The following is a 19,203-nucleotide window of genomic DNA, read 5'->3' as shown; positions in this document are numbered from 1 at the left end:
GGGGGTTACTGAGCGTTATCGGTGCGGGTGTAGAGAATTTTGAAGGTGTCGTTGGCGCAGTGGCCTACCACCTGTGCCCCCGGCTGGTCGGCCTGGTCATTGGGGACGATATCGAGACTGAACGCGTCTTGTGCTACGCCGTTTTGCTCAATTTTCTGCTGAATGTCACTACGAACGCGCTCGCAGGACTCCGGTACTGCCGCGAGCGCGGGCATCGCGCCTGCTAACAGAAGTGCCAGTAACCAGCGTGAAGATCTCATGGTCGGCTCCTTTATCTTTAGACTCGCAAAAAGTATAGCAGTGCTAGTGTAAACAATTGTATTTCCTAATATGATTGAGAAAACTCCCGAAACAGGATGGCGGTGTGAAGAAATTATTATTACTGGCGTCAGCGCTGACCCTGCTCAGCGGTTGCGATAAACCCGGCGCTCCCGCGGCATTCACGCCGGAAATGGCCAGTTTTTCTAACGAATTTGATTTTGATCCGCTGCGCGGGCCGGTGAAGGATTTCAGCCAGACGCTGCTCAACGAGAAGGGCGAAGTGTCGAAACGCGTTAGCGCACAGCTTTCGCGGGAGGGGTGCTTCGATATGCTGGAGTTTCACAATATTGAGGATGACACCGGCGCGCTGCTGGTGCTGGACGCGAACTATTATCTCGACGGCGTCACGCGCGAAAAACGCGTGCGTTTGCAGGGCAAATGTCAGCTGGCCGAGTTTCCGTCGGCGGGCGTTTCGTGGGAAACGGACGATAACGGTTTTGTGGTGAAAGCACAGGGCAAAGAGAGTGAGGTCGACTATCGCTATGATGCGGAAGGCTACCCGCTGGGGAAAACGTCAACGACGAAGAATAAAACGCTGTCGATTGTGGCCACCCCGTCACAGGACAGTCGTAAGAAGCTTGACTATACCTCGGTCAGCCTGCTGGACAAACAGCCGGTCGGCAACGTGATCCAGCGTTGCGATTACGATGGCCATGACAACCCGGTGAGCTGTGATTTAACGATCGTTGATGAGAGCGTCAAACCTGCGACGACCCAGCGCTATACGATCAAAAATACGATTGAATACTACTAGCCGCCGTGAAAGGAAAAAGACGCCCACGGCGTAATGCTGAATACGTAGGCCGGATAAGCAAAGCGCCATCCGGCATACTGCACGCTGATTGCCGGATGGCAGCGCAAACGCCTTATCCGGCCTACCGTTCCTGCCCCTGCTCCTGACTTCTGAAGTCAACGCCTTAACTGGCAAGCATTACTGCCACGGCGCTTTTTTATGGATGCAGGGTGCGGCCCGTTGAGCGATCAAGGCAGCGTAGGGTGTTGGGTTCCCAGTAGGCATTGACGTTCGGGCTTTGCAGGCATTTATCGCGAGCGTCAAACGCCACGTCGGCTTTGTCCCACTCTTTTTCCGCGCGTTTGTTCACTTTCTGGCGCAGCTGGCGCGTATCGTTCCACTGCTCCTTGTCCATCGCTGCATTCTGACGGCTCTGTGCGCTATCGCCGGATTCAATAATCAGTTTGCTGGTTTCAGCCGATGCGCAAGCGGTGTACACGACGGCACCCAGCGTCAGCATTGCCGTCAGGCACAGGCGTTTGCTAAGTGTAATTTTCATTTTGGGTTCCTTTAACGTGATAAAAACGATGGCTCCTGTTGAGCAGTCTACTACATCTCTTCTGGCTGGCATACCCGCGAAAATCATGTGGTCGATTCGTCATGATTTATCCGTATGATGGCGCCATTCTTAGTTTATCGATCCGTCATGATGCTCAAAACTTCGCTGCTTTTTTTTGCTACCGCGCTGTGTGAAATTATCGGCTGCTACCTGCCATGGCTTTGGCTTAAGCGTGGCGCTACGCCGTTACTGCTGCTGCCTGCCGCGCTGTCGCTTGCGCTGTTCGTCTGGCTGTTGACGCTGCATCCGGCGGCCAGTGGGCGCGTCTACGCCGCCTACGGTGGGGTGTATATCTTCACCGCACTCTTGTGGCTGCGGGTCGTGGAAGGGGAAAAACTGACCCTGTACGATTGGCTTGGCGCGGCGGTTGCGCTGTGCGGCATGCTGATCATCGTTGCCGGCTGGGGCAGAGCGTAGTGCTATCGTCGCGCGTGACCATCAGTTTTCGACATAACGGGTGTGACTTGTCATGCCTTCTTCAGCACGCATTCCCCTTTTTTTTGTGATCCTTCTCGGTAATTTTTGATCTCTATACTTGTATGGTAGTAGTTCAGGGCGTAAATTTTTCGCACTAACCGATGAGATGTAAGGATTGAAGATGAAAATTGTGGGTGCTGAGGTTTTTGTAACCTGTCCGGGTCGTAACTTTGTCACGCTGAAAATTACTACCGACAGCGGATTAATTGGCTACGGCGATGCGACGCTGAATGGCCGCGAGCTGTCCGTGGCATCTTATTTAAAAGATCACCTTTGCCCGCAGCTGGTGGGGCGCGACGCGCACCGCATCGAAGATATCTGGCAGTTCTTTTATAAAGGCGCGTACTGGCGTCGTGGCCCGGTGACCATGTCGGCTATCTCCGCCGTGGATATGGCGCTGTGGGATATTAAAGCCAAAGCGGCCGGTATGCCGCTGTATCAACTGCTGGGCGGGGCGTCACGCGAAGGGGTCATGGTTTACTGTCACACCACCGGCCACACGATTGATGAAGTGCTGGAAGATTATGCACGTCATAAAGAGATGGGCTTCAAGGCCATACGCGTTCAGTGCGGCGTACCGGGCATGAAAACCACCTACGGGATGGCAAAAGGAAAAGGGCAGGCATACGAACCGGCGACCAAGGGTCTGTGGCCGGAGGAACAGCTGTGGTCAACGGAAAAATACCTCGACTTTACGCCGAAGCTGTTTGATGCCGTTCGTAACCAGTTTGGCTTTAACGAACATCTGCTGCATGACATGCACCACCGCCTGACGCCAATTGAGGCCGCACGCTTTGGTAAGAGCGTTGAAGATTACCGTCTGTTCTGGATGGAAGACCCAACACCAGCGGAGAACCAGGAGTGCTTCCGTCTGATTCGCCAGCACACTGTGACGCCGATTGCGGTAGGTGAAGTCTTTAATAGCATCTGGGATTGCAAGCAGCTGATCGAAGAGCAGCTTATCGACTACATCCGCACCACGATTACCCACGCGGGAGGCATCACCGGTATGCGCCGCATCGCCGATTTTGCCTCGCTTTACCAGGTGCGTACCGGCTCACACGGCCCGTCCGATCTTTCTCCGGTGTGTATGGCCGCGGCGCTGCACTTCGATCTGTGGGTACCCAACTTTGGCGTGCAGGAATATATGGGCTACTCCGAGCAGATGCTGGAAGTCTTCCCGCACAGTTGGACCTTCGATAACGGCTATATGCACCCAGGTGATAAACCCGGTTTAGGCATCGAGTTTGATGAAAAACTGGCGGCAAAATATCCGTATGACCCTGCATATTTACCGGTAGCTCGTCTTGAAGACGGCACGCTGTGGAACTGGTAATCCCCCGGAATCAGTAAAGTAAGCTTTATCTTAACAAGAGAATAAACATGGACTTCATTAACGATCGTTTCATGATCGATAGTGAAGTCGGTGTTCGGTTATATAAAGACGTTGCTGCAAAATTACCGATCATCGACTATCACTGTCACCTTGATGCAAAAGAAATCTACGAAAATAAAAATTTCGAAAATATCACCCAGCTGTGGTTGGCTGGCGACCACTATAAATGGCGAGCGATGCGCGCAAATGGAATTGCCGAGAAGTATATAACCGGTGATGCTACGCCGGAAGAAAAATTTAAGGCCTATGCGGAAACCGTCGAAGCCGCTTTTGGTAATCCGTTATATCACTGGACGCATTTAGAGTTAAGCCAGTATTTTTCCTGTAATGAAATGCTGTCTAGTGATAACTGGCAGGAAATTATGCAGCATTGTAATGGTTTAATTTCCGGCGACGATTTTAAACCACGTAATTTAATTTCTCGCTCCAACGTTGAAGTTATTTGCACCACCGATGCGCCGCTGGATACGCTGGAATATCATCGACGGCTACAGCAGGACCCGAGTTTCACGACCAGGGTACTGCCTACGTTCCGTCCGGATGATATTTTTACCGAAGATTCCCAGGCATTTTGCCGCTTTATTGACAAGCTCGCGCTGGCTACCGGACAGTCGATTCGCTCCTTTAACGATTTTGCCATTGCGATGGCGCAGCGTATTGAGGTGTTTCACGAAGTGGGCTGTCGCATCTCCGACCACGGGCCGGTCAGCATTGCGTATCTTGCTGCCGATGCGGAAACGATTAATACGCTTTTTAGCCAGAAATGCCGCGGTATGCAGCTAAGCGAGCGGGAAACCGTACAACTCAATAGCGCTATGCTGGTGATGCTGGCGAAAGAGTATAAACAGCGCGGCTGGGCGATGCAGGTGCATTTTGGCGCTATTCGCAACAATAACGGCAAAATGCATGCGCAGCTTGGCATTAACACCGGGTTTGATTCCATTGCCGACCAGCATCATCTGGCCTCGGGTCTCAATCGCCTGCTGGATGCGATGGCGCAGAATAGCGGTCTGCCGAAGACCATAATTTATAATCTGAACGCCAGTTATAACGATATTGTTGCGACAACTATCGCTAATTTCCAGTCGGCGGATGACGGTGTCAAATCTCCGATGCAGTTTGGTTCCGGCTGGTGGTTTAACGATACACGCCGGGGAATGGAAAACCAGCTGAATAGCCTGGCCGATCAGGGTTTATTAATGCACTTCGTTGGCATGTTGACGGATTCACGTAGCCTGGTGTCTTATCCTCGTCACGATTATTTCCGGCGTATTCTTTGTAATTTAATAGGTAGTTGGGTTGACCGTGGTGAAATTCCTGATGATGAGAGGATATTAACGCGGATGGTTAAGAATATTTGTCACGATAATGCAGTGAACTATTTTAGATTCTAACGTCCTTCCTTACATGAGGGTAGAACATGTCTCGTACTAATAGAAAAATAACAATTCCAGTCAGCATTGGTTATGGCTTAACAGATATTATGGGGGGCGGTGCGTTTACCGTTATTGGCGCCTGGCTTTTATTCTTTTATACAACCTTTGTCGGTTTGTCGCCGGTTGAAGCCGCTTCAATTGTAGCGATTGCTCGTATCGTTGATGCTATCGTCAGCCTGTTTATGGGCAGTTTCACCGACCATTTCTATAAAAACCGCTTAGGCAAACGCTTTGGCCGCCGCCGTTTCTTCTTACTGATCGGCGCACCGCTGATGCTGGTGTACATTCTGCTGTGGATTACCGGGATGAGCTTCTGGTTCTACCTCGCTGTGTATCTTGCCTTTGAAATTATTGCGGCAATGGTGCTGATCCCGTGGGAGACGCTGCCGTCGGAGATGACCAAAGATTTTAACTCGCGTACTAAGCTCTCGACCTGCCGGATGTTCCTGTCGGCTTCCGGTACTTTCCTGGCGACCTTTATTCCTGGCCTGCTGATTAGCCACTTTGGCGAGCACGATCCAAACGCTTATTTTATTAATGGCGTTGTATTTGCAGTGCTGTTTATGTTCTGCGTCTTCATCTCCTGGAAAGTCACCTGGGAGCGTGAACTCACGCCGGAAATGCTGGCCGAGCTGGAAAAAGATCATCAGCCGACCACCTTTGCAGCGAAAGTAGCCGCCACGGGCAAACTGTTCAAAGAGTATTACTCGACGCTGAAAGTTCGCGCTTTCCGTAAACATCTGGCTATCTATTTGTTCTCCTTTACGGCAAAAGATGTCTATAACACGGTCTTTGTTTTCTTCTGTGTATATTGCCTGAACGTGTCGCCATCGCTGTCCGGCACGCTGCTGTCGATGAGTATCGTCGGCCTGCCGGTCACGCTGCTGGCGGGGGTGGCAATCATTAAGTTCGGGCCGTCACGACTGTACGTTTTTGCCTATACCCTGATGATGCTATGCCTGGCCGGGCTGTTTATGGTTTACCAGTTCCCGACTGACAATAAGGTGACGATTCTGGTCGTACTGGCCGCGCTGTATCAGGTTGGCCGCTGCGTGCTGGAATTTACGCCGTGGAACGTGTTCCCGTTTATCCCGGATATTGATGAAATGATCACCCGTCAGCGCCGTGAAGGGCTGTTCGCTGCGGTCATGACGTTCTCGCGTAAAACGACCGTTGCGATTGCGACGTTCATCGTCGGCGTGATGCTGCAGGAAGGGGGCTTCGTCAAGGGCAGCCAGGTGCAGCCGGAGAGTGCGGTCAATACCATTGCCATGCTGCTGTTTATCGGTACCGCCGGTTTGCTGGTCATCGCATTGTGGCAGGCGGTGACGTTCCGCCTGAATAAACGCACGCATAAGATTTTCGTTGATGAAGTTGAACGTCTGAAGGCGAATGGGGCAAAACAAGATGTGACGCCGGAAACGCGGCATATTGTGGAAGACCTGACCGGCTATTCCTATGACGACCTTTGGAATGTGCCGCAGAAAACCGACAGCACATACCGCCGCCCAGCGCGCGTAAACTAACCGCCCGCCGTGACAGCATCAGCAACGGCCGCTGACTTTTGCTGATGCTGTCACACAGCTTGAAAATCATGTCATACCAATCGCCAATAAATTAATGCAAATCAAAATCTCGCTTGATGAACTCGTTAATCTAGTATGGCAATCAACATTCTCTACAGTGAGTAAAAAAGATGCAGAATATGCTATTAACCGCGAAGGCGACTCTCCCGACCTACGATCGCAGCAAACTGGTGCCACGTATTGTGCACCTGGGCTTCGGCGCATTCCACCGCGCACATCAGGCTGTTTATGCCGATATCCTTGCCGCTGAGCACGGCAGCGATTGGGGGTATACCGAAGTTAACCTGATCGGCGGTGAGCAGCAGATTGCCGACCTGAATCATCAGGACAATTTATACACCGTGGCGGAAATGTCCGCGGATGCATGGACTGCCCGCGTGGTGGGCGTGGTCAAAGAAGCGCTGCACGCCCAGGTTGATGGTCTGGAAACCGTGCTGGCAAAAATGTGTGAACCGCAGGTGGCGATTGTCTCCCTGACGATCACTGAGAAAGGCTACTGCCACTCTCCGGCCACCGGCCAACTGATGCTCGATCATCCGCTTATCGCGGCTGACCTGCAAAACCCGCATCAGCCTAAATCAGCGCCGGGCGTGGTGGTTGAAGCGCTGGCACGTCGTAAAGCGGCGGGTCTGCCGGCGTTCAGCGTTATGTCTTGCGACAATATGCCGGAAAACGGTCACGTGATGCGCAACGTCGTGTGCGCGTATGCGCGCGCCGTGGATGCGGGTCTGGCCGATTGGATCGAGTCCCATGTGACGTTCCCGTCCACAATGGTTGACCGTATCGTACCGGCCGTGACGCCGGAAACGTTGGATAAAATTGAACAGCTGACTGGCGTACGCGATCCGGCGGGTGTGGCCTGTGAGCCGTTCCGTCAGTGGGTTATCGAAGATAACTTTGTCGCGGGCCGCCCGGCTTGGGAAAAAGCGGGCGCTGAGCTGGTCAGCGACGTGATCCCGTTTGAAGAGATGAAGCTGCGTATGCTTAACGGCAGCCACTCGTTCCTGGCTTATCTGGGCTACCTGGCGGGCTATCAGCACATTAACGACTGCATGGGCGATGAAAATTATCGCCGCGCTGCGCACGATCTGATGCTGAAAGAGCAGGCTCCGACCCTGAAAGTGCAGAACGTTGACCTGGCGCGCTATGCCGACCTGCTTATCGCTCGTTACACCAACCCTGCGCTGCGTCATCGCACCTGGCAGATTGCCATGGACGGTAGCCAGAAGCTGCCTCAGCGTATGCTGGACTCCGTACGCTGGCACCTGGCGGATAACAGCAGCTTTGCGCTGCTGGCGCTGGGCGTGGCTGGCTGGATGCGTTATGTGGGTGGAGTAGATGAACAGGGTAACGCCATTGAAGTCTGCGATCCGCTGCTGCCGGTCATTCAGGCGGCGGTCCAGCAGAGCGAAGAGGGCGAATCCCGCGTGAAAGCACTGCTGGCTATCGAAGCCATCTTCGGTCACGATCTGCCGCAGGAAGGCAAATTCGTGGATCTGGTGACCCAGGCCTACCTGTCGCTGGTGAGCAAAGGCGCGAAGGCGACCGTCGCCGAGTTTGCTGCGCGTTAATGACACCCTATAATGCCGCCAGCCCTGGCGGCATTTTCTTGCCTGTTTTTCCTCCGCATTACACTTCTTTAAGTTAATTCATCTCGCTTGAAATAATGGACGATTATTTTCATGCTGAAACTATCATTTTGGTGAATTAATGCTATGTAGAAAGTCCTGCTTGTGTCATGGTTATAGCGAAACAAAAATGGATTCTCTGAAATAAGGAGCTCGGGCTATGTACAAAAAAATTCTCATGCCTGTAGATATTTTCGAAATGGATTTGAGCGACAAAGCAATTCGACATGCCGCGTATCTGGCGGGGGAGTTTGGTGAAATTACGTTATTAAACGTATTGCCGAACAGTAACCGTTCAATATTACGCGGATTCGCGTCAGATATTAAAAAATTTGAAGATTTCATGCAGATGGAATCGGCAAAGAAGATGAAGAGCCTGCAGCGGCTGTTTGATATTCCAGAGTCGCGACTGCACACCGAAGTTCGCTTTGGTAATATTCGCGATGAAGTGATCGCGTTAAGCAAAACCGGCGAGTACGACGCGATTGTCATTGGCTCGCGCCAGCGCGGCATGACCACCCATCTGCTGGGGTCTAACGCAGAATCAATTTTGCGTTACGCAAATATACCGACGATGGTTATTCGATAAAAAAAAGGCCTTCAGCAATGAAGGCCTTTTTTATTACTCTTCGCTAAACCAGTCGCGATTTTCCTGACGAATTAACAGCACCGACTCGCTAATTTCCTGAAGATGCAGAGTCATGGCTTTCTCAACCGCATCGGCATCCCGCTGTTCCAGCGCGCTGAAAATTTCGTGATGCTGGCGCAGCAGCATTTCGGGTGATGAAATATGATCGAGGCTCATATAACGGACCCGGTCAATCGCCGCTTTGATATTTTCAATCGTGTCCCAGGCGAGCTGGCAATCGGCAATATTCGACAGCAGCTGGTGGAATTCATCGTCGAGCAGGAAGAAATCATTGAGCTGCTGGCGCTCAATCGCCATTCGCTGCTGATGCAGATTTTGCTCGAGCTGATAGGTTTGCGCATCGTTAATCATGGTTGCTGCACGGCGCGCGACCGCACACTCAATCGCCTGGCGCACGAAGCAGCCGTTACGAACCTGAGAAAGCGAAATTTTATTCACGTAACTGCCGCGTTGCGGACGAATCTGGATAAGTCCGTTTTCAGCCAGCTTAATAAAGGCCTCGCGCACCGGCTGACGCGAAACGTCAAAGCGCAGAGATACCTCTTTCTCCGACAACGGGGTGCCTGGCGGAATGAGGCAGTGCACAATATCGCGACGCAGAATGCGATAAATCTGTTGGTTGACGGGCTGTGTTGGGTTCAGTTGGGTTTCGGCGGCCATTGAGTCGTTCTTATCAGCTGATTAAGCAGCTATTTTACGCTCTTTTTGCCGCCGAGCCCAGCCCGACCGGGGGGCGGGCTGGGATTAAATGCTAACTTTCGCGATGAACGCTCAGACCCGCGTAGGTCTGGCTGACCGGCATCATTTCTACGGTATTAATATTGACGTGTTTTGGCAGCGTCGCGACCCACCAGACCGCCTCGGTAACGTCTTCTGGCGTCAGGGCATTGGCATTTTCGTAGGTTTTTCCGGCCTTCGCATCGTCACCCTTGAAGCGAACGTTGGAAAACTCGGTTCCGCCGACCAGCCCTGGCTCAATATCCGTGACGCGAACGGCGGTACCATGCAGATCGGTACGCAGATTAAGGCTGAACTGGCGCACAAAGGCTTTGGTGGCGCCGTAGACGTTGCCACCGGCATAAGGCCAGCTACCGGCGGTGGAACCAATGTTAATAATATGGCCGCGATTGCGTTCTACCATGCCCGGCAGTACCGCGCGGGTCATATACACCAGGCCTTTGTTGTTGGTGTCGATCATATCTTCCCAATCGTCAACGCTGGCACGGTGTGCGGGCTCCAGACCCAGCGCCAGCCCGGCGTTATTGACCAGAATATCAATCTCGCGCCACGCTGCCGGCAGGTTAGCAATGGTTTCTTCAATCGCCGCGCGGTTGCGCACGTCAAGCTGCACGGTCAGGATGCTGTCGCCCAGCTCATCTTTGAGTGCTTTTAAACGTTCGTTACGACGGCCTGTGGCGATGACTTTATGCCCGTTGGCAATAAAACGGCGGGTTATGCTTTCGCCAAATCCTGCCGTTGCTCCGGTTACCAGTACGATCATTTCTCTGTTCCTTCAACGTTTAACTGTCACATTACGATAGCAGAACGCCTGGGGCATAACTATCACGGCCCTGCGCTTTACTGAAAGAAAGGCGATAACCCGCGAGGAAGAAAAATGCGGGAATGTTGAGATAAGCGGGCAGCCCCGCGCCGTTTTGTTTATTCTGCTACGGTTAACCGTTTTGTTAAGGAGTACACCATGTCGGCCATGAATCCCTTTTTTGCCAGCAGCACCTTACCGTATCAGGCGCCGCCGTTCGATATGATTAACGATGAGCACTATCGTCCGGCTTTTGATGAAGCGCTGAAGCGCAAACGTCAGGAGGTTGCCGACATCGCACATAACCCTGAGCCGGCAACGTTCGACAATACCTTCGTGGCGCTGGAAAACAGCGGCGAGATGCTGGCGCGCGTCACCGCCGTGTTCTTTGCCATGGCCGCCGCAAACAGCAATGAGACCATTCAGCGGCTGGATGAAGCGTTTTCTGCCGAGTTGGCCGGACTGGCGAACGATATTTATCTTAACGATGCGCTATTTAAGCGTATCCAGTCCGTCTGGGCGCAGCGTGAATCGCTGGGGTTGGATAGCGAGTCTCACCGTCTGGTTGAGGTGATTTACGCCCGTTTTATCCAGGCCGGTGCGATGCTGGGTGAAACGCAAAAGGCAGAGCTGAAAACGCTGAATACCGAAGCCGCCACGCTGAGCAGCCAGTTTCACCAGTGCCTTCTCGGTGCCGCTAAAAACGGTGGACTGGTGGTGGACAGCGAAGCGGCGTTAGCCGGCTTAAGTGCTGATGAGATTGCCACGGCCGCCGCTGCGGCCGCGGAACGCGGGTTGGCGGGACGCTGGTTGATTCCGCTGGTGAACACCACTCAGCAGCCCGTGCTGGCGAGTCTGCGTGTTCGGGAAACCCGTGAAAAACTCTTTAATGCGGCCTGGCAGCGCAATCAGCGCGGCGACGATAACGATACGCGTGAACGCATTCTCAAACTGGTCGCCATCCGCGCGCGTCAGGCCGAGCTGCTTGGCTATGCCGATTATGCCAGCTGGAGCATGGCTGACCAGATGGCAAAAACGCCGCAGGCGGCGTTTGAGTTCATGCGCGAAATTACCCCGGCGGCCCGCGCTCGCGCTGAAAGTGAACTGGCCGATATTCAGGCGCTGATTGATAACGGTGATGCGCCCTTCAGCGCACAGGCCTGGGACTGGCTGTATTATTCCGAACAGGTCAGGCGCGAAAAATACGCGATAGATGAAGCACAAATTAAGCCTTTCCTGGCGCTGGAGCGTGTGCTGATTGATGGCGTGTTCTGGGCTGCCAGCCAGCTGTTTGGCATTCGTTTTATCGAGCGCTTCGATCTGCCGGTTTACCATCCCGACGTGCGCGTGTGGGAGATTTTTGATGCCGATGGCGAGGGAATGGCGCTGTTCTATGGCGACTTCTTTGCCCGAGACAGCAAAAGCGGCGGGGCGTGGATGGACAACTTCGTCCCGCAGTCAACGCTGCTGGGCACGCGTCCGGTTATCTACAACGTGTGCAATTACCCGAAACCGGCTGCCGGAAAAAGCGCGCTGATCTCGTGGGATGATACCATTACGCTATTCCATGAGTTCGGCCACGCGCTGCACGGCCTGTTTGCGAATCAGCGTTATGCGACGTTATCCGGCACCAATACGCCACGCGATTTTGTTGAGTTTCCATCGCAAATAAACGAGCACTGGGCGAGCCATCCGGAGGTGTTTGCCCACTATGCGCGTCATTACGAAACCGGTGAGCCGATGCCGGAAACGTTGCGAGATAGCCTGTTCCGCGCAGCGAACTTCAATAAAGGCTACGATATGAGCGAACTGCTCAGCGCGGCGCTGCTGGACATGAACTGGCACAGCCTGTCGGCAAATTCATTGCCTGAGAGCGTAGACGAGTTCGAAGCCCAGGCGCTACAGCGCGAGCGTATCGATCTTGCTGCCGTTCCTCCGCGTTACCGCAGCAGCTATTTTTCGCATATTTTCGGCGGCGGCTACGCGGCGGGTTATTATGCCTATCTGTGGACGCAAATGCTGGCCGATGATGGTTATCAATGGTTCGTCGAGCGCGGCGGTTTAAATCGCGAGAACGGTCAACGTTTTCGCGATGCTATTTTATCGCGCGGTAACAGCAGCGATTTAGAAAAACTGTATCGTTGCTGGCGGGGACACGATCCGCGCATTGCGCCGATGCTGAAAAATCGTGGTTTAAGCGAAACGGATTAATACTCGCACCGCTCGTCCGGCTGTTTAGATATTCCGGACGAGCGTAAAAAACGAAAAAAAACCCGCACACAGGGCTGGCGGGTTAAGTACCACAATAAATAGAGCATTGTTGCTGCCATTCCTGGAGCGAAGGCAACTGCTGTGATTTTACGTGGTGATAACAATTACGCAACCTGACATTTTCGGTAGGGTATCACCTCTTGGCGCAGAGAGGTGCGCTGGCTCACAGGCTCTTTACAAATACGTGCAGTTGTTGAAATAACTCGCCATTCAGCTTGCTAACATGTCTGCGTAAATCGTTGAGTTAATGGATTTAATATCGACAATCTGCCCGGAGGCAATAATGAAAAAATCCCAGCGTAACGCTCGTCGCGAATCCATCTGGTCTACCCGTCCTGAGCATCAGGACTTACAGGAGTCGCGTTCCGGCAGATTGTGGGCGGGCCGGCGGGCCGGCTGCCAGAGCAAGAAGGCGTGGAAACACACCGCCTTAAATAATGCGTTGGCCGTTTAGCATTAGTTGAATAAAGCAGTGATAAGATCCCTTTACAGCAACGGTTTCTTCATTCAGGACGGATGGGGAACTGGAGAAGTAAAAATCTATCCATGCAAGCATTTATACCGCCAGTTTCCTGGCGGTTTTTTTATGCGCGATATGCTACAGGCTTATTTCGGTTGTCGTTAATCGTTCCATTTCCCGCTAAAATAGGCAGTCAGAAAACCGGAAAACAGAATAAGCCCCATTGCAACCAGAAACACGTGCATATTATCCAGCATGATGACCTCCTCTTTTAACGATTCCACTCCGGACATCCTTTAGCGTACTGTTTTAAACTTAGACTAACGCGGTCATTTGTGAATTAATTATTTGTTGCGGTAAATTTCTTACGGTAGGCCAGCGGACTGGTGGCCAAATGCTGCTGAAAACGCAGACGCAAATTTTTGGCGTTACCAAAACCGGTTATCTCCGCCACTCGCTCTACGCTGTCTCTGCTGGACGCCAGGTGGTGCTGTGCCTGCTGCAGGCGGGCATCAAGCAGCCAACGGGCAGGCGTTTTGCCGGTGGCCTCCTGGAAACGTCGCAGAAATGTCCGTTCACTCATGCCCACCCGTCCTGCGAGCGAACGGACGCTATGGCTATCGGCCAGATGCTGATGAAGAAAATCAAACAGCACGCCCAGACGCTGGCTCTCACGGGAGCGGGCAACCGGCCGACTTACCTGCTGTTTCTGGGCCCCGTCGCGGTGCGGCTGGATGACCAGCCGCCTGGCAACGCGATTGGCCGCTTCCAGACCATAATCCAGGCGCACCACGTGTAAACAAAGATCGATCCCCGCAGCGCTGCCCGCGGAGGTCAATACGTGCCCTTCCTCGATGTATAGCACGTCCTCCGCCACCTTGATTTGCGGGTAGCGCTGCTGCAGTGGGGCGGTATAACGCCAGTGGGTGGTTGCCCGCTGGCCATCAAGCAGCCCGGCTGCCGCCAGGACGAAGACGCCGGAACAAATCGACATCACCCGACAACCACGCTGGTGCGCGCGGCGTAGCGCCTGGCACAGCGCATCGGGCACCGGGCTGTCTATTCCACGCCAGCCGGGAACGATGATGGTGTCGGCGTCGTCGAGTAACGTCAGGCCGCCATCGGCCATAATCCGAATGCCGCCGGTGGCGCGAAGTTCACCGTCATCGACGGCGGCAACGGCGAAACGGTACCAGTCGTCGCCCATTTCCGGGCGATGCAGGCCAAAGACCTCGACCGCCACGCCAAATTCGAAGGTACATAGCCCGTCATAGGCGAGCACCACCACGCGATGGGCGCGGATTGTCATATTCTGGCCGTTTTCTGTCATCTCTGGGGGCGGTCCTCTCGGCAGGTGCCTGTTTATACTCATCTCATCGTTACCATAGTGGTAACACATAATGAGAGAGTCAACGATGAGTTACGTAACTGAATTTCCGGCCGCCAGCGCCGCCGAAGCCGCCGCCCATTTCCGCCAGCGTCTGAGCGTTGAAACGGATTGTGCTGATGTTCATGCCGCGCTCCAGCAGCCGCCGTTAGATTTTGTATTACTGCACGTGGTGGGCAACGCCGAGACCTTTGCGTTCCGCCATATCCCCGGTGCGATTCACCTTCGTCACGCAGAGATCAACGCTGAGCGTATGCAGACATGGCCGCCGGAAACGCTGTTTGTGGTCTACTGCGCGGGGCCACACTGTAACGGCGCAGATCGCGCAGCGCTTAAGCTGGCGATGCTTGGGCGTCCGGTGAAAATAATGATTGGCGGTATCACCGGTTGGCAGGATGAAGGTTTCGCTTTTAACGTGGGATCGTGAATTTTCTTCATCATCCATGAATTATTCTCGTTTGCCTGCGTGGGTTACGGATGACATTATTTGGATATCTAGCCATCCAGAAGTCTAAATAGTTTAAATAACCAATAATCACCCAGGGGAAACACATTCTCCCGGGAAGTCAGGAGAAACGCATGGCACATCAACACGCTCCTTATCGCGCCGATATCGTCGGCAGCTTTTTACGTCCGCTGGCAATAAAGCAGGCGCGTCAGCAGTGGCTTAACGGAGACATCACCGCACAGCAGCTGCGTGCGGTAGAGGACGAGGAAATTCGTCGCGTTGTGCAGCACCAGTGCGACTGCGGCCTGCACGTAGTGACCGACGGTGAATTCCGTCGTGCCTGGTGGCACTTTGATTTCTTTGACGGCCTACAGGGCGTTGAACGCTATGATGCGGAGCAGGGCATTCAATTTAACGGCGTGCAGACGCGGGCCCATGGCATTCGCGTGACTGGCAAGCTGGGCTTTGGTGACCATCCTATGCTGGACGATTTTCGTTTCCTGAAAAGCATCAGCGGCGATGCCACGCCGAAAATGACGATTCCAAGCCCCAGCGTGCTGCACTTCCGCGGCGGGCGCAAAGATATTGATGCCACCGTATATCCGGATCTGGCGGATTATTTTAACGATCTGGCCGATACCTGGCGTGATGCCATCCGTGCCTTCTATGATGCGGGCTGCCGCTACCTTCAGTTGGATGACACGGTCTGGGCCTATCTGTGTTCCGAAGACCAGCGTCGGCAGGTGCGTGAGCGCGGTGACGATCCGGATCGACTGGCGGCAATTTATGCCGATGTGCTGAACCGCGCGCTGGAAGGTAAACCGGACGACCTGATTATCGGCCTGCACGTCTGTCGCGGTAACTTCCGCTCGACGTGGATTTCGGAAGGCGGCTATGAACCGGTAGCCGAGATCCTGTTTGGCCGTGTGAACGTTGATGCGTTCTTCCTGGAGTATGACAACGATCGTTCTGGCGACTTTGCACCGCTGCGCTTCATCCGTCCTGGGCATCAAAAAGCGGTGCTGGGTCTGATTACAACCAAAAACGGTGAGCTGGAAAATCCGCAAGGGGTGAAGGCGCGCCTGGAAGAGGCGGCAAACTACGTGGCGCGGGATCAAATCTGCCTGAGCCCGCAGTGCGGCTTTGCCTCCACTGAAGAGGGCAATAGTCTGAGTGAACAGCAACAGTGGGATAAGGTACGTCTGGTGACGGGGATTGCCGCACAGGTCTGGTGATTCGCGCAGGCAAAGGCCGGATCAGGCAGCAGGCTTATCCGGCCGATTGCGCTATCACACGGCGTTAAGCTCAGGGTGCCAGCCGCTGGCTTTAATGCCGCGGAAGATCAACAGCCAGGCCAGCACAATCACCACCATCATGATGGGGAAGAGCGCAAGGGGCGCGAAATGCGTCAGGATCTGCCCGGTCAACAGCGGATTCAGCGCCGCCCCTAACCACCCCAACGCCTGAGCGGAAAAATAGCTGGCTTTCATTCCCGGCGGGGCGATGTTGTCGATGAGCATATATTCTCCCGGGGCGTAGATAACCTCGCCCAACGTGAAGACGGCGGCCGCCAGCCCCCAGAACAGCAGATTGCTGCCCGACATCATAAAACCCGCCAGGCCCAGCACGTAGCAGACGGTGCCAAAGGTCATCAACGGACGCAGGTTGGTCGAGGTAAGCCGGCGGCCAATCGCATACTGCAAGGTCACCACCACGGCGGCATTGACCGGCAGGATCACCGCCACGACTTTTTCAGCAAAGGTGCTGTCGCCAATGGCCAGCACATACTGTGACAGGCAGGAAGCGAATGAACCACCGACAAACGACGCCAGCAGGCCGGAAAGCGTAAACCACAGCAGCGCCCGATCGCGTAGCAGAACCGACGGTGACCAGGCGACCGGCGATTCGGCCATTTCGGCCGCTGAGACACGCTCAACGTAGCGCTGGATAAACAGCAACGGGAACGCCGCGCAAATGGCTGCCAGCCAGAACGGCAGGTTGATGCTGCTCATGACCAGCAGCGTGCCGATAGGCGGCCCGATGGTCCAGCCGATGTTCAGGAACGTATAGTTCAGCGAGAACACGCGCGCTTTAGTGGTAGGCGCAAGCGTATCGGAAAAATAGGCTTTCAGCACGGTGGAGAACACCGAGTACGAACAGTTGATCAGCGAAAAGAAAAACACCACTAGCGTGACGCTGTGCACCAGAGGGATAGCCACAAAACCGCAGATGAAGAACGCGATGGCGATCAGCATATAGCGTTTTTTATCAAACTTGTCGGCCAGAATGCCGAAGCCGAGGCTGAACACCACACCAATCACCAGCGCGATAGACATCGCGTAGCCGATGGTATCTACCGTCATCGCGTACTGGCGCGTGAGGTAAATGGTCATAAAGGGAAGTGTGGCACCGCGCCCGATGGTTAACAGTAACGACGATGCCAGCAGCGCAATCGTGGATCGCCTTGTCGTTGGTTTCATTTTCCTGCCCGAGAAGTGTGGTTGGCTTATTTTTTGTTATCGCTTTCAGAAATATCACGCCATAAGCGGCTTGTATAGCCAGGGTCTTGTCGGGAAGTGCGATTTCAGCCTGCCAGAAATAATGATCTATTCCTGGGGTGAATTTTTCGTTACTTTGATTGTGTTTACATAAATTTAATAAATGACGGGGCGGGTATGACGCGTAAAGATGGACTGCTGGCGTTGCTGGTTGTCGTGGTATGGGGGCTGAACTTTGTCGTTATCAAAGTGGGGCTGCACGGTATGCCGCCGCTGCTGCTGGCAGGTCTGCGTTTTTTATTTGTTGCCTTCCCGGCGCTGTTCTTCGTGCCGCGTCCGCGGGTGCCGCTCTCGCTGCTGCTGGGCTATGCGCTGACCATTAGCTTTGGCCAGTTTGCCTTCCTGTTTTGCGCCATTAATTTCGGTATGCCGGCCGGTCTGGCTTCGCTGGTCCTCCAGGCACAGGCTTTCTTTACTATTGTGCTCGGTGCCTTCGCGTTCGGTGAACGACTGCAGCGCAAGCAACTGGTGGGCATTTCGCTGGCGGTGTTTGGTGTGCTGGTGCTGATAGAAACCAGCATGACCGGCCAGCATGTCAAGCTGCTAGGTTTTATGCTGACGCTGGCGGCGGCACTGTGCTGGGCCTGCGGCAATATCTTCAATAAAAAGATCATGCACCATGATTCGAAGCCGGGCGTGATGTCGCTGGTGGTATGGAGCGCGCTGATTCCTATTTTACCTTTCATGCTCAGCTCGTGGATTTTTGAAGGATCGCAGCAAATGGCGCAGAGCCTGATTCATATTGATCTGACTACCGCGCTGTCGCTGGCCTATCTGTCCTTTGTCGCCAGTATTGTCGGCTATGGCATCTGGGGATCGTTGCTGGGGCGTTATGAAACCTGGCGCGTGGCGCCGCTGTCGCTGTTGGTGCCGGTGGTGGGGCTGGCCAGCGCAGCGCTGCTGTTAGATGAAACGCTATCGGTAATGCAGCTCATCGGTGCGCTGCTGATTATGGCCGGGCTGTTTATTAATGTCTTCGGGCTGCGTTTGCCGGGACTGAGGCGAGCGGTGAAGGGCTAAAAAAAGCCCCGCAAAGGCGGGGCAATTAGCGTTTAGCGATTGTTTTCATTGTAATACGGTACGCCCAGCTCATCGGATTTATCGCTGCCGGAACCCATATGATTAAAGTCAAACGGTGACTGGCTGCTGGCGGACGGCATCAGCATGGTGTCGTGCGCGTTCTTGTGGGCTGGAAGTTGCTCCGCGTAGCTCTGCATGGAGGCCATCGCCAGTAGGGCGAAGGCAACGGAAGCGAACAGTTTCATGATTTCCTCAATACGTCTTTTGCAGGCGATTAACAAACACAGTGATTAATAGGGTGGAGATAGCGAGACTCTCCGTGCATATTGGTGACGCGATACTTGTGCGGCGGCACGTCAAAATAGTTTTTAAATGTCCGCGTCAGCGTCTGCTGCGACTCAAACCCGTAACGTTCGGCCAGATAGAGAATCGGCTCGTTGCCTTCTTTGAGTTTCTGGGCGATTTCCGTCAGCTTGCGGGTGCGAATGTACTGACCTAATGAATGGCCGGTTTCTTTTTTAAACATCCGCTGCAGGTGCCATTTAGAGTAACCGGAACGTTCTGACACTTTCTCAAGCGACAGCGGTGATTCCAGGTTATCTTCGATCCAGTCCAAAATGCTATGAATAGTGATAGCGTCAGTGTTGCGTCTGGACATCGTCTTACCTCTTCTT

The 19,203-nt window shown here is 53.8% G+C and carries 21 protein-coding genes; 12 read left to right on the top strand and 9 right to left on the bottom strand.

Annotated features, from left to right (window positions below; translation table 11 throughout):
• Window positions 1–5: 5 nt before the first annotated feature.
• Entirely contained in the window at window positions 6–260 is a 255-nt protein-coding gene (locus tag H7R56_RS12690; protein ID WP_106930584.1) for a DUF1161 domain-containing protein, read from the bottom strand.
• Window positions 261–364: 104 nt separating this feature from the next.
• Between H7R56_RS12690 and H7R56_RS12685 the strand changes: the two genes are divergently transcribed.
• Window positions 365–1,075 carry a YnfC family lipoprotein gene (locus H7R56_RS12685; protein WP_106930586.1) on the top strand — a complete coding sequence of 237 codons (711 nt, stop codon included), beginning with the start codon at window positions 365–367 and terminating at the stop codon, window positions 1,073–1,075.
• A 196-nt stretch (window positions 1,076–1,271) separates the two neighbouring features.
• Here the strand turns inward: H7R56_RS12685 and H7R56_RS12680 are convergent, their stop codons facing one another.
• A complete protein-coding gene (locus H7R56_RS12680; protein ID WP_106930588.1) occupies window positions 1,272–1,613 on the bottom strand; it encodes a DUF1283 family protein in 342 nt (113 codons plus the stop codon).
• 150 nt (window positions 1,614–1,763) lie between these two features.
• Between H7R56_RS12680 and H7R56_RS12675 the strand changes: the two genes are divergently transcribed.
• The 6 genes from H7R56_RS12675 (at window position 1,764) to H7R56_RS12650 (ending at window position 8,785) form a co-directional block, all read left to right on the top strand.
• Window positions 1,764–2,090, top strand: a complete 327-nt coding sequence (locus H7R56_RS12675) for a YnfA family protein (protein WP_106930666.1) — start codon at window positions 1,764–1,766, stop codon at window positions 2,088–2,090.
• Between the two features lie 181 nt (window positions 2,091–2,271).
• Window positions 2,272–3,486, top strand: coding sequence for a D-mannonate dehydratase ManD (manD, locus tag H7R56_RS12670; RefSeq protein WP_106930590.1), 1,215 nt, complete (start codon window positions 2,272–2,274; stop codon window positions 3,484–3,486).
• Window positions 3,487–3,533: 47 nt separating this feature from the next.
• Window positions 3,534–4,940: a glucuronate isomerase gene (uxaC, locus tag H7R56_RS12665; RefSeq protein ID WP_106930592.1), complete on the top strand. Its 1,407-nt coding sequence runs from the start codon at window positions 3,534–3,536 to the stop codon at window positions 4,938–4,940.
• Between the two features lie 26 nt (window positions 4,941–4,966).
• A complete protein-coding gene (locus H7R56_RS12660; protein ID WP_106930594.1) occupies window positions 4,967–6,508 on the top strand; it encodes an MFS transporter in 1,542 nt (513 codons plus the stop codon).
• Between the two features lie 170 nt (window positions 6,509–6,678).
• Window positions 6,679–8,139 carry a mannitol dehydrogenase family protein gene (locus H7R56_RS12655; RefSeq protein ID WP_106930596.1) on the top strand — a complete coding sequence of 487 codons (1,461 nt, stop codon included), beginning with the start codon at window positions 6,679–6,681 and terminating at the stop codon, window positions 8,137–8,139.
• Between the two features lie 217 nt (window positions 8,140–8,356).
• The gene (locus tag H7R56_RS12650) at window positions 8,357–8,785 is read left to right on the top strand and encodes a universal stress protein (protein WP_106930598.1); all 429 of its coding nucleotides are present in this window, start codon (window positions 8,357–8,359) and stop codon (window positions 8,783–8,785) included.
• Window positions 8,786–8,818: 33 nt separating this feature from the next.
• Here the strand turns inward: H7R56_RS12650 and H7R56_RS12645 are convergent, their stop codons facing one another.
• Both H7R56_RS12645 and ydfG read right to left on the bottom strand, forming a co-directional pair.
• A complete protein-coding gene (locus tag H7R56_RS12645; protein WP_106930600.1) occupies window positions 8,819–9,505 on the bottom strand; it encodes a GntR family transcriptional regulator in 687 nt (228 codons plus the stop codon).
• A 91-nt stretch (window positions 9,506–9,596) separates the two neighbouring features.
• A complete protein-coding gene (ydfG, locus tag H7R56_RS12640; RefSeq protein ID WP_106930602.1) occupies window positions 9,597–10,346 on the bottom strand; it encodes a bifunctional NADP-dependent 3-hydroxy acid dehydrogenase/3-hydroxypropionate dehydrogenase YdfG in 750 nt (249 codons plus the stop codon).
• Window positions 10,347–10,544: 198 nt separating this feature from the next.
• On the opposite strand from ydfG, the gene dcp reads away from it, so the two are divergent.
• Window positions 10,545–12,596 (top strand): peptidyl-dipeptidase Dcp, encoded by a 2,052-nt coding sequence (gene dcp, locus H7R56_RS12635; protein ID WP_106930604.1) that lies wholly within the window; start codon window positions 10,545–10,547, stop codon window positions 12,594–12,596.
• 343 nt (window positions 12,597–12,939) lie between these two features.
• Window positions 12,940–13,110 (top strand): hypothetical protein, encoded by a 171-nt coding sequence (locus H7R56_RS12630; RefSeq protein WP_181358056.1) that lies wholly within the window; start codon window positions 12,940–12,942, stop codon window positions 13,108–13,110.
• A 167-nt stretch (window positions 13,111–13,277) separates the two neighbouring features.
• On the opposite strand, the gene mgtS is transcribed toward H7R56_RS12630, so the two are convergent.
• Together mgtS and ftrA are read right to left on the bottom strand one after the other, a co-directional pair.
• Complete coding sequence (mgtS, locus tag H7R56_RS12625; RefSeq protein ID WP_146145744.1) at window positions 13,278–13,373, bottom strand: protein MgtS; 96 nt, start codon at window positions 13,371–13,373, stop codon at window positions 13,278–13,280.
• An 83-nt stretch (window positions 13,374–13,456) separates the two neighbouring features.
• On the bottom strand, window positions 13,457–14,446 hold the full coding sequence (ftrA, locus tag H7R56_RS12620) for a transcriptional regulator FtrA (RefSeq protein WP_106930606.1): 990 nt from the start codon (window positions 14,444–14,446) through the stop codon (window positions 13,457–13,459).
• Window positions 14,447–14,531: 85 nt separating this feature from the next.
• On the opposite strand from ftrA, the gene H7R56_RS12615 reads away from it, so the two are divergent.
• Both H7R56_RS12615 and H7R56_RS12610 read left to right on the top strand, forming a co-directional pair.
• Window positions 14,532–14,930 carry a rhodanese-like domain-containing protein gene (locus tag H7R56_RS12615; protein ID WP_106930608.1) on the top strand — a complete coding sequence of 133 codons (399 nt, stop codon included), beginning with the start codon at window positions 14,532–14,534 and terminating at the stop codon, window positions 14,928–14,930.
• 152 nt (window positions 14,931–15,082) lie between these two features.
• On the top strand, window positions 15,083–16,186 hold the full coding sequence (locus H7R56_RS12610) for a cobalamin-independent methionine synthase II family protein (RefSeq protein WP_106930610.1): 1,104 nt from the start codon (window positions 15,083–15,085) through the stop codon (window positions 16,184–16,186).
• A gap of 54 nt (window positions 16,187–16,240) precedes the next feature.
• Here H7R56_RS12610 and ydeE read toward each other — a convergent pair whose 3' ends face one another.
• Window positions 16,241–17,431 carry an efflux MFS transporter YdeE gene (ydeE, locus tag H7R56_RS12605; RefSeq protein WP_106930612.1) on the bottom strand — a complete coding sequence of 397 codons (1,191 nt, stop codon included), beginning with the start codon at window positions 17,429–17,431 and terminating at the stop codon, window positions 16,241–16,243.
• Window positions 17,432–17,626: 195 nt separating this feature from the next.
• Between ydeE and eamA the strand changes: the two genes are divergently transcribed.
• Entirely contained in the window at window positions 17,627–18,529 is a 903-nt protein-coding gene (gene eamA, locus H7R56_RS12600; protein ID WP_106930614.1) for an O-acetylserine/cysteine exporter, read from the top strand.
• Between the two features lie 32 nt (window positions 18,530–18,561).
• Here the strand turns inward: eamA and marB are convergent, their stop codons facing one another.
• Both marB and marA read right to left on the bottom strand, forming a co-directional pair.
• The gene (gene marB, locus H7R56_RS12595) at window positions 18,562–18,774 is read right to left on the bottom strand and encodes a multiple antibiotic resistance protein MarB (RefSeq protein WP_106930616.1); all 213 of its coding nucleotides are present in this window, start codon (window positions 18,772–18,774) and stop codon (window positions 18,562–18,564) included.
• A 29-nt stretch (window positions 18,775–18,803) separates the two neighbouring features.
• Window positions 18,804–19,187, bottom strand: a complete 384-nt coding sequence (gene marA, locus H7R56_RS12590) for an MDR efflux pump AcrAB transcriptional activator MarA (protein WP_064545350.1) — start codon at window positions 19,185–19,187, stop codon at window positions 18,804–18,806.
• Window positions 19,188–19,203 lie beyond the last annotated feature (16 nt).

Source organism: Klebsiella sp. WP3-W18-ESBL-02 (assembly GCF_014168815.1).
In the GTDB taxonomy this organism is placed as follows: Bacteria; Pseudomonadota; Gammaproteobacteria; order Enterobacterales; family Enterobacteriaceae; genus Kluyvera; species Kluyvera ascorbata_B.
Note: the sequence above shows the minus strand (reverse complement) of the source record. Positions and strands in the feature narration are given on the sequence as shown.

Excerpts from the sequence above, each read along its gene's own strand:
- H7R56_RS12690 (WP_106930584.1), bottom strand. The coding sequence starts at position 260 with ATGAGATCTTCACGCTGGTTACTGGCACTTCTGTTAGCAGGCGCGATG.
- H7R56_RS12680 (WP_106930588.1), bottom strand. The coding sequence starts at position 1,613 with ATGAAAATTACACTTAGCAAACGCCTGTGCCTGACGGCAATGCTGACG.
- H7R56_RS12675 (WP_106930666.1), top strand. The coding sequence starts at position 1,764 with ATGCTCAAAACTTCGCTGCTTTTTTTTGCTACCGCGCTGTGTGAAATT.
- manD (WP_106930590.1), top strand. The coding sequence starts at position 2,272 with ATGAAAATTGTGGGTGCTGAGGTTTTTGTAACCTGTCCGGGTCGTAAC.
- uxaC (WP_106930592.1), top strand. The coding sequence starts at position 3,534 with ATGGACTTCATTAACGATCGTTTCATGATCGATAGTGAAGTCGGTGTT.
- H7R56_RS12660 (WP_106930594.1), top strand. The coding sequence starts at position 4,967 with ATGTCTCGTACTAATAGAAAAATAACAATTCCAGTCAGCATTGGTTAT.
- H7R56_RS12655 (WP_106930596.1), top strand. The coding sequence starts at position 6,679 with ATGCAGAATATGCTATTAACCGCGAAGGCGACTCTCCCGACCTACGAT.
- H7R56_RS12650 (WP_106930598.1), top strand. The coding sequence starts at position 8,357 with ATGTACAAAAAAATTCTCATGCCTGTAGATATTTTCGAAATGGATTTG.
- H7R56_RS12645 (WP_106930600.1), bottom strand. The coding sequence starts at position 9,505 with ATGGCCGCCGAAACCCAACTGAACCCAACACAGCCCGTCAACCAACAG.
- ydfG (WP_106930602.1), bottom strand. The coding sequence starts at position 10,346 with ATGATCGTACTGGTAACCGGAGCAACGGCAGGATTTGGCGAAAGCATA.
- dcp (WP_106930604.1), top strand. The coding sequence starts at position 10,545 with ATGTCGGCCATGAATCCCTTTTTTGCCAGCAGCACCTTACCGTATCAG.
- H7R56_RS12630 (WP_181358056.1), top strand. The coding sequence starts at position 12,940 with ATGAAAAAATCCCAGCGTAACGCTCGTCGCGAATCCATCTGGTCTACC.
- mgtS (WP_146145744.1), bottom strand. The coding sequence starts at position 13,373 with ATGCTGGATAATATGCACGTGTTTCTGGTTGCAATGGGGCTTATTCTG.
- ftrA (WP_106930606.1), bottom strand. The coding sequence starts at position 14,446 with ATGACAGAAAACGGCCAGAATATGACAATCCGCGCCCATCGCGTGGTG.
- H7R56_RS12615 (WP_106930608.1), top strand. The coding sequence starts at position 14,532 with ATGAGTTACGTAACTGAATTTCCGGCCGCCAGCGCCGCCGAAGCCGCC.
- H7R56_RS12610 (WP_106930610.1), top strand. The coding sequence starts at position 15,083 with ATGGCACATCAACACGCTCCTTATCGCGCCGATATCGTCGGCAGCTTT.
- ydeE (WP_106930612.1), bottom strand. The coding sequence starts at position 17,431 with ATGAAACCAACGACAAGGCGATCCACGATTGCGCTGCTGGCATCGTCG.
- eamA (WP_106930614.1), top strand. The coding sequence starts at position 17,627 with ATGACGCGTAAAGATGGACTGCTGGCGTTGCTGGTTGTCGTGGTATGG.
- marB (WP_106930616.1), bottom strand. The coding sequence starts at position 18,774 with ATGAAACTGTTCGCTTCCGTTGCCTTCGCCCTACTGGCGATGGCCTCC.
- marA (WP_064545350.1), bottom strand. The coding sequence starts at position 19,187 with ATGTCCAGACGCAACACTGACGCTATCACTATTCATAGCATTTTGGAC.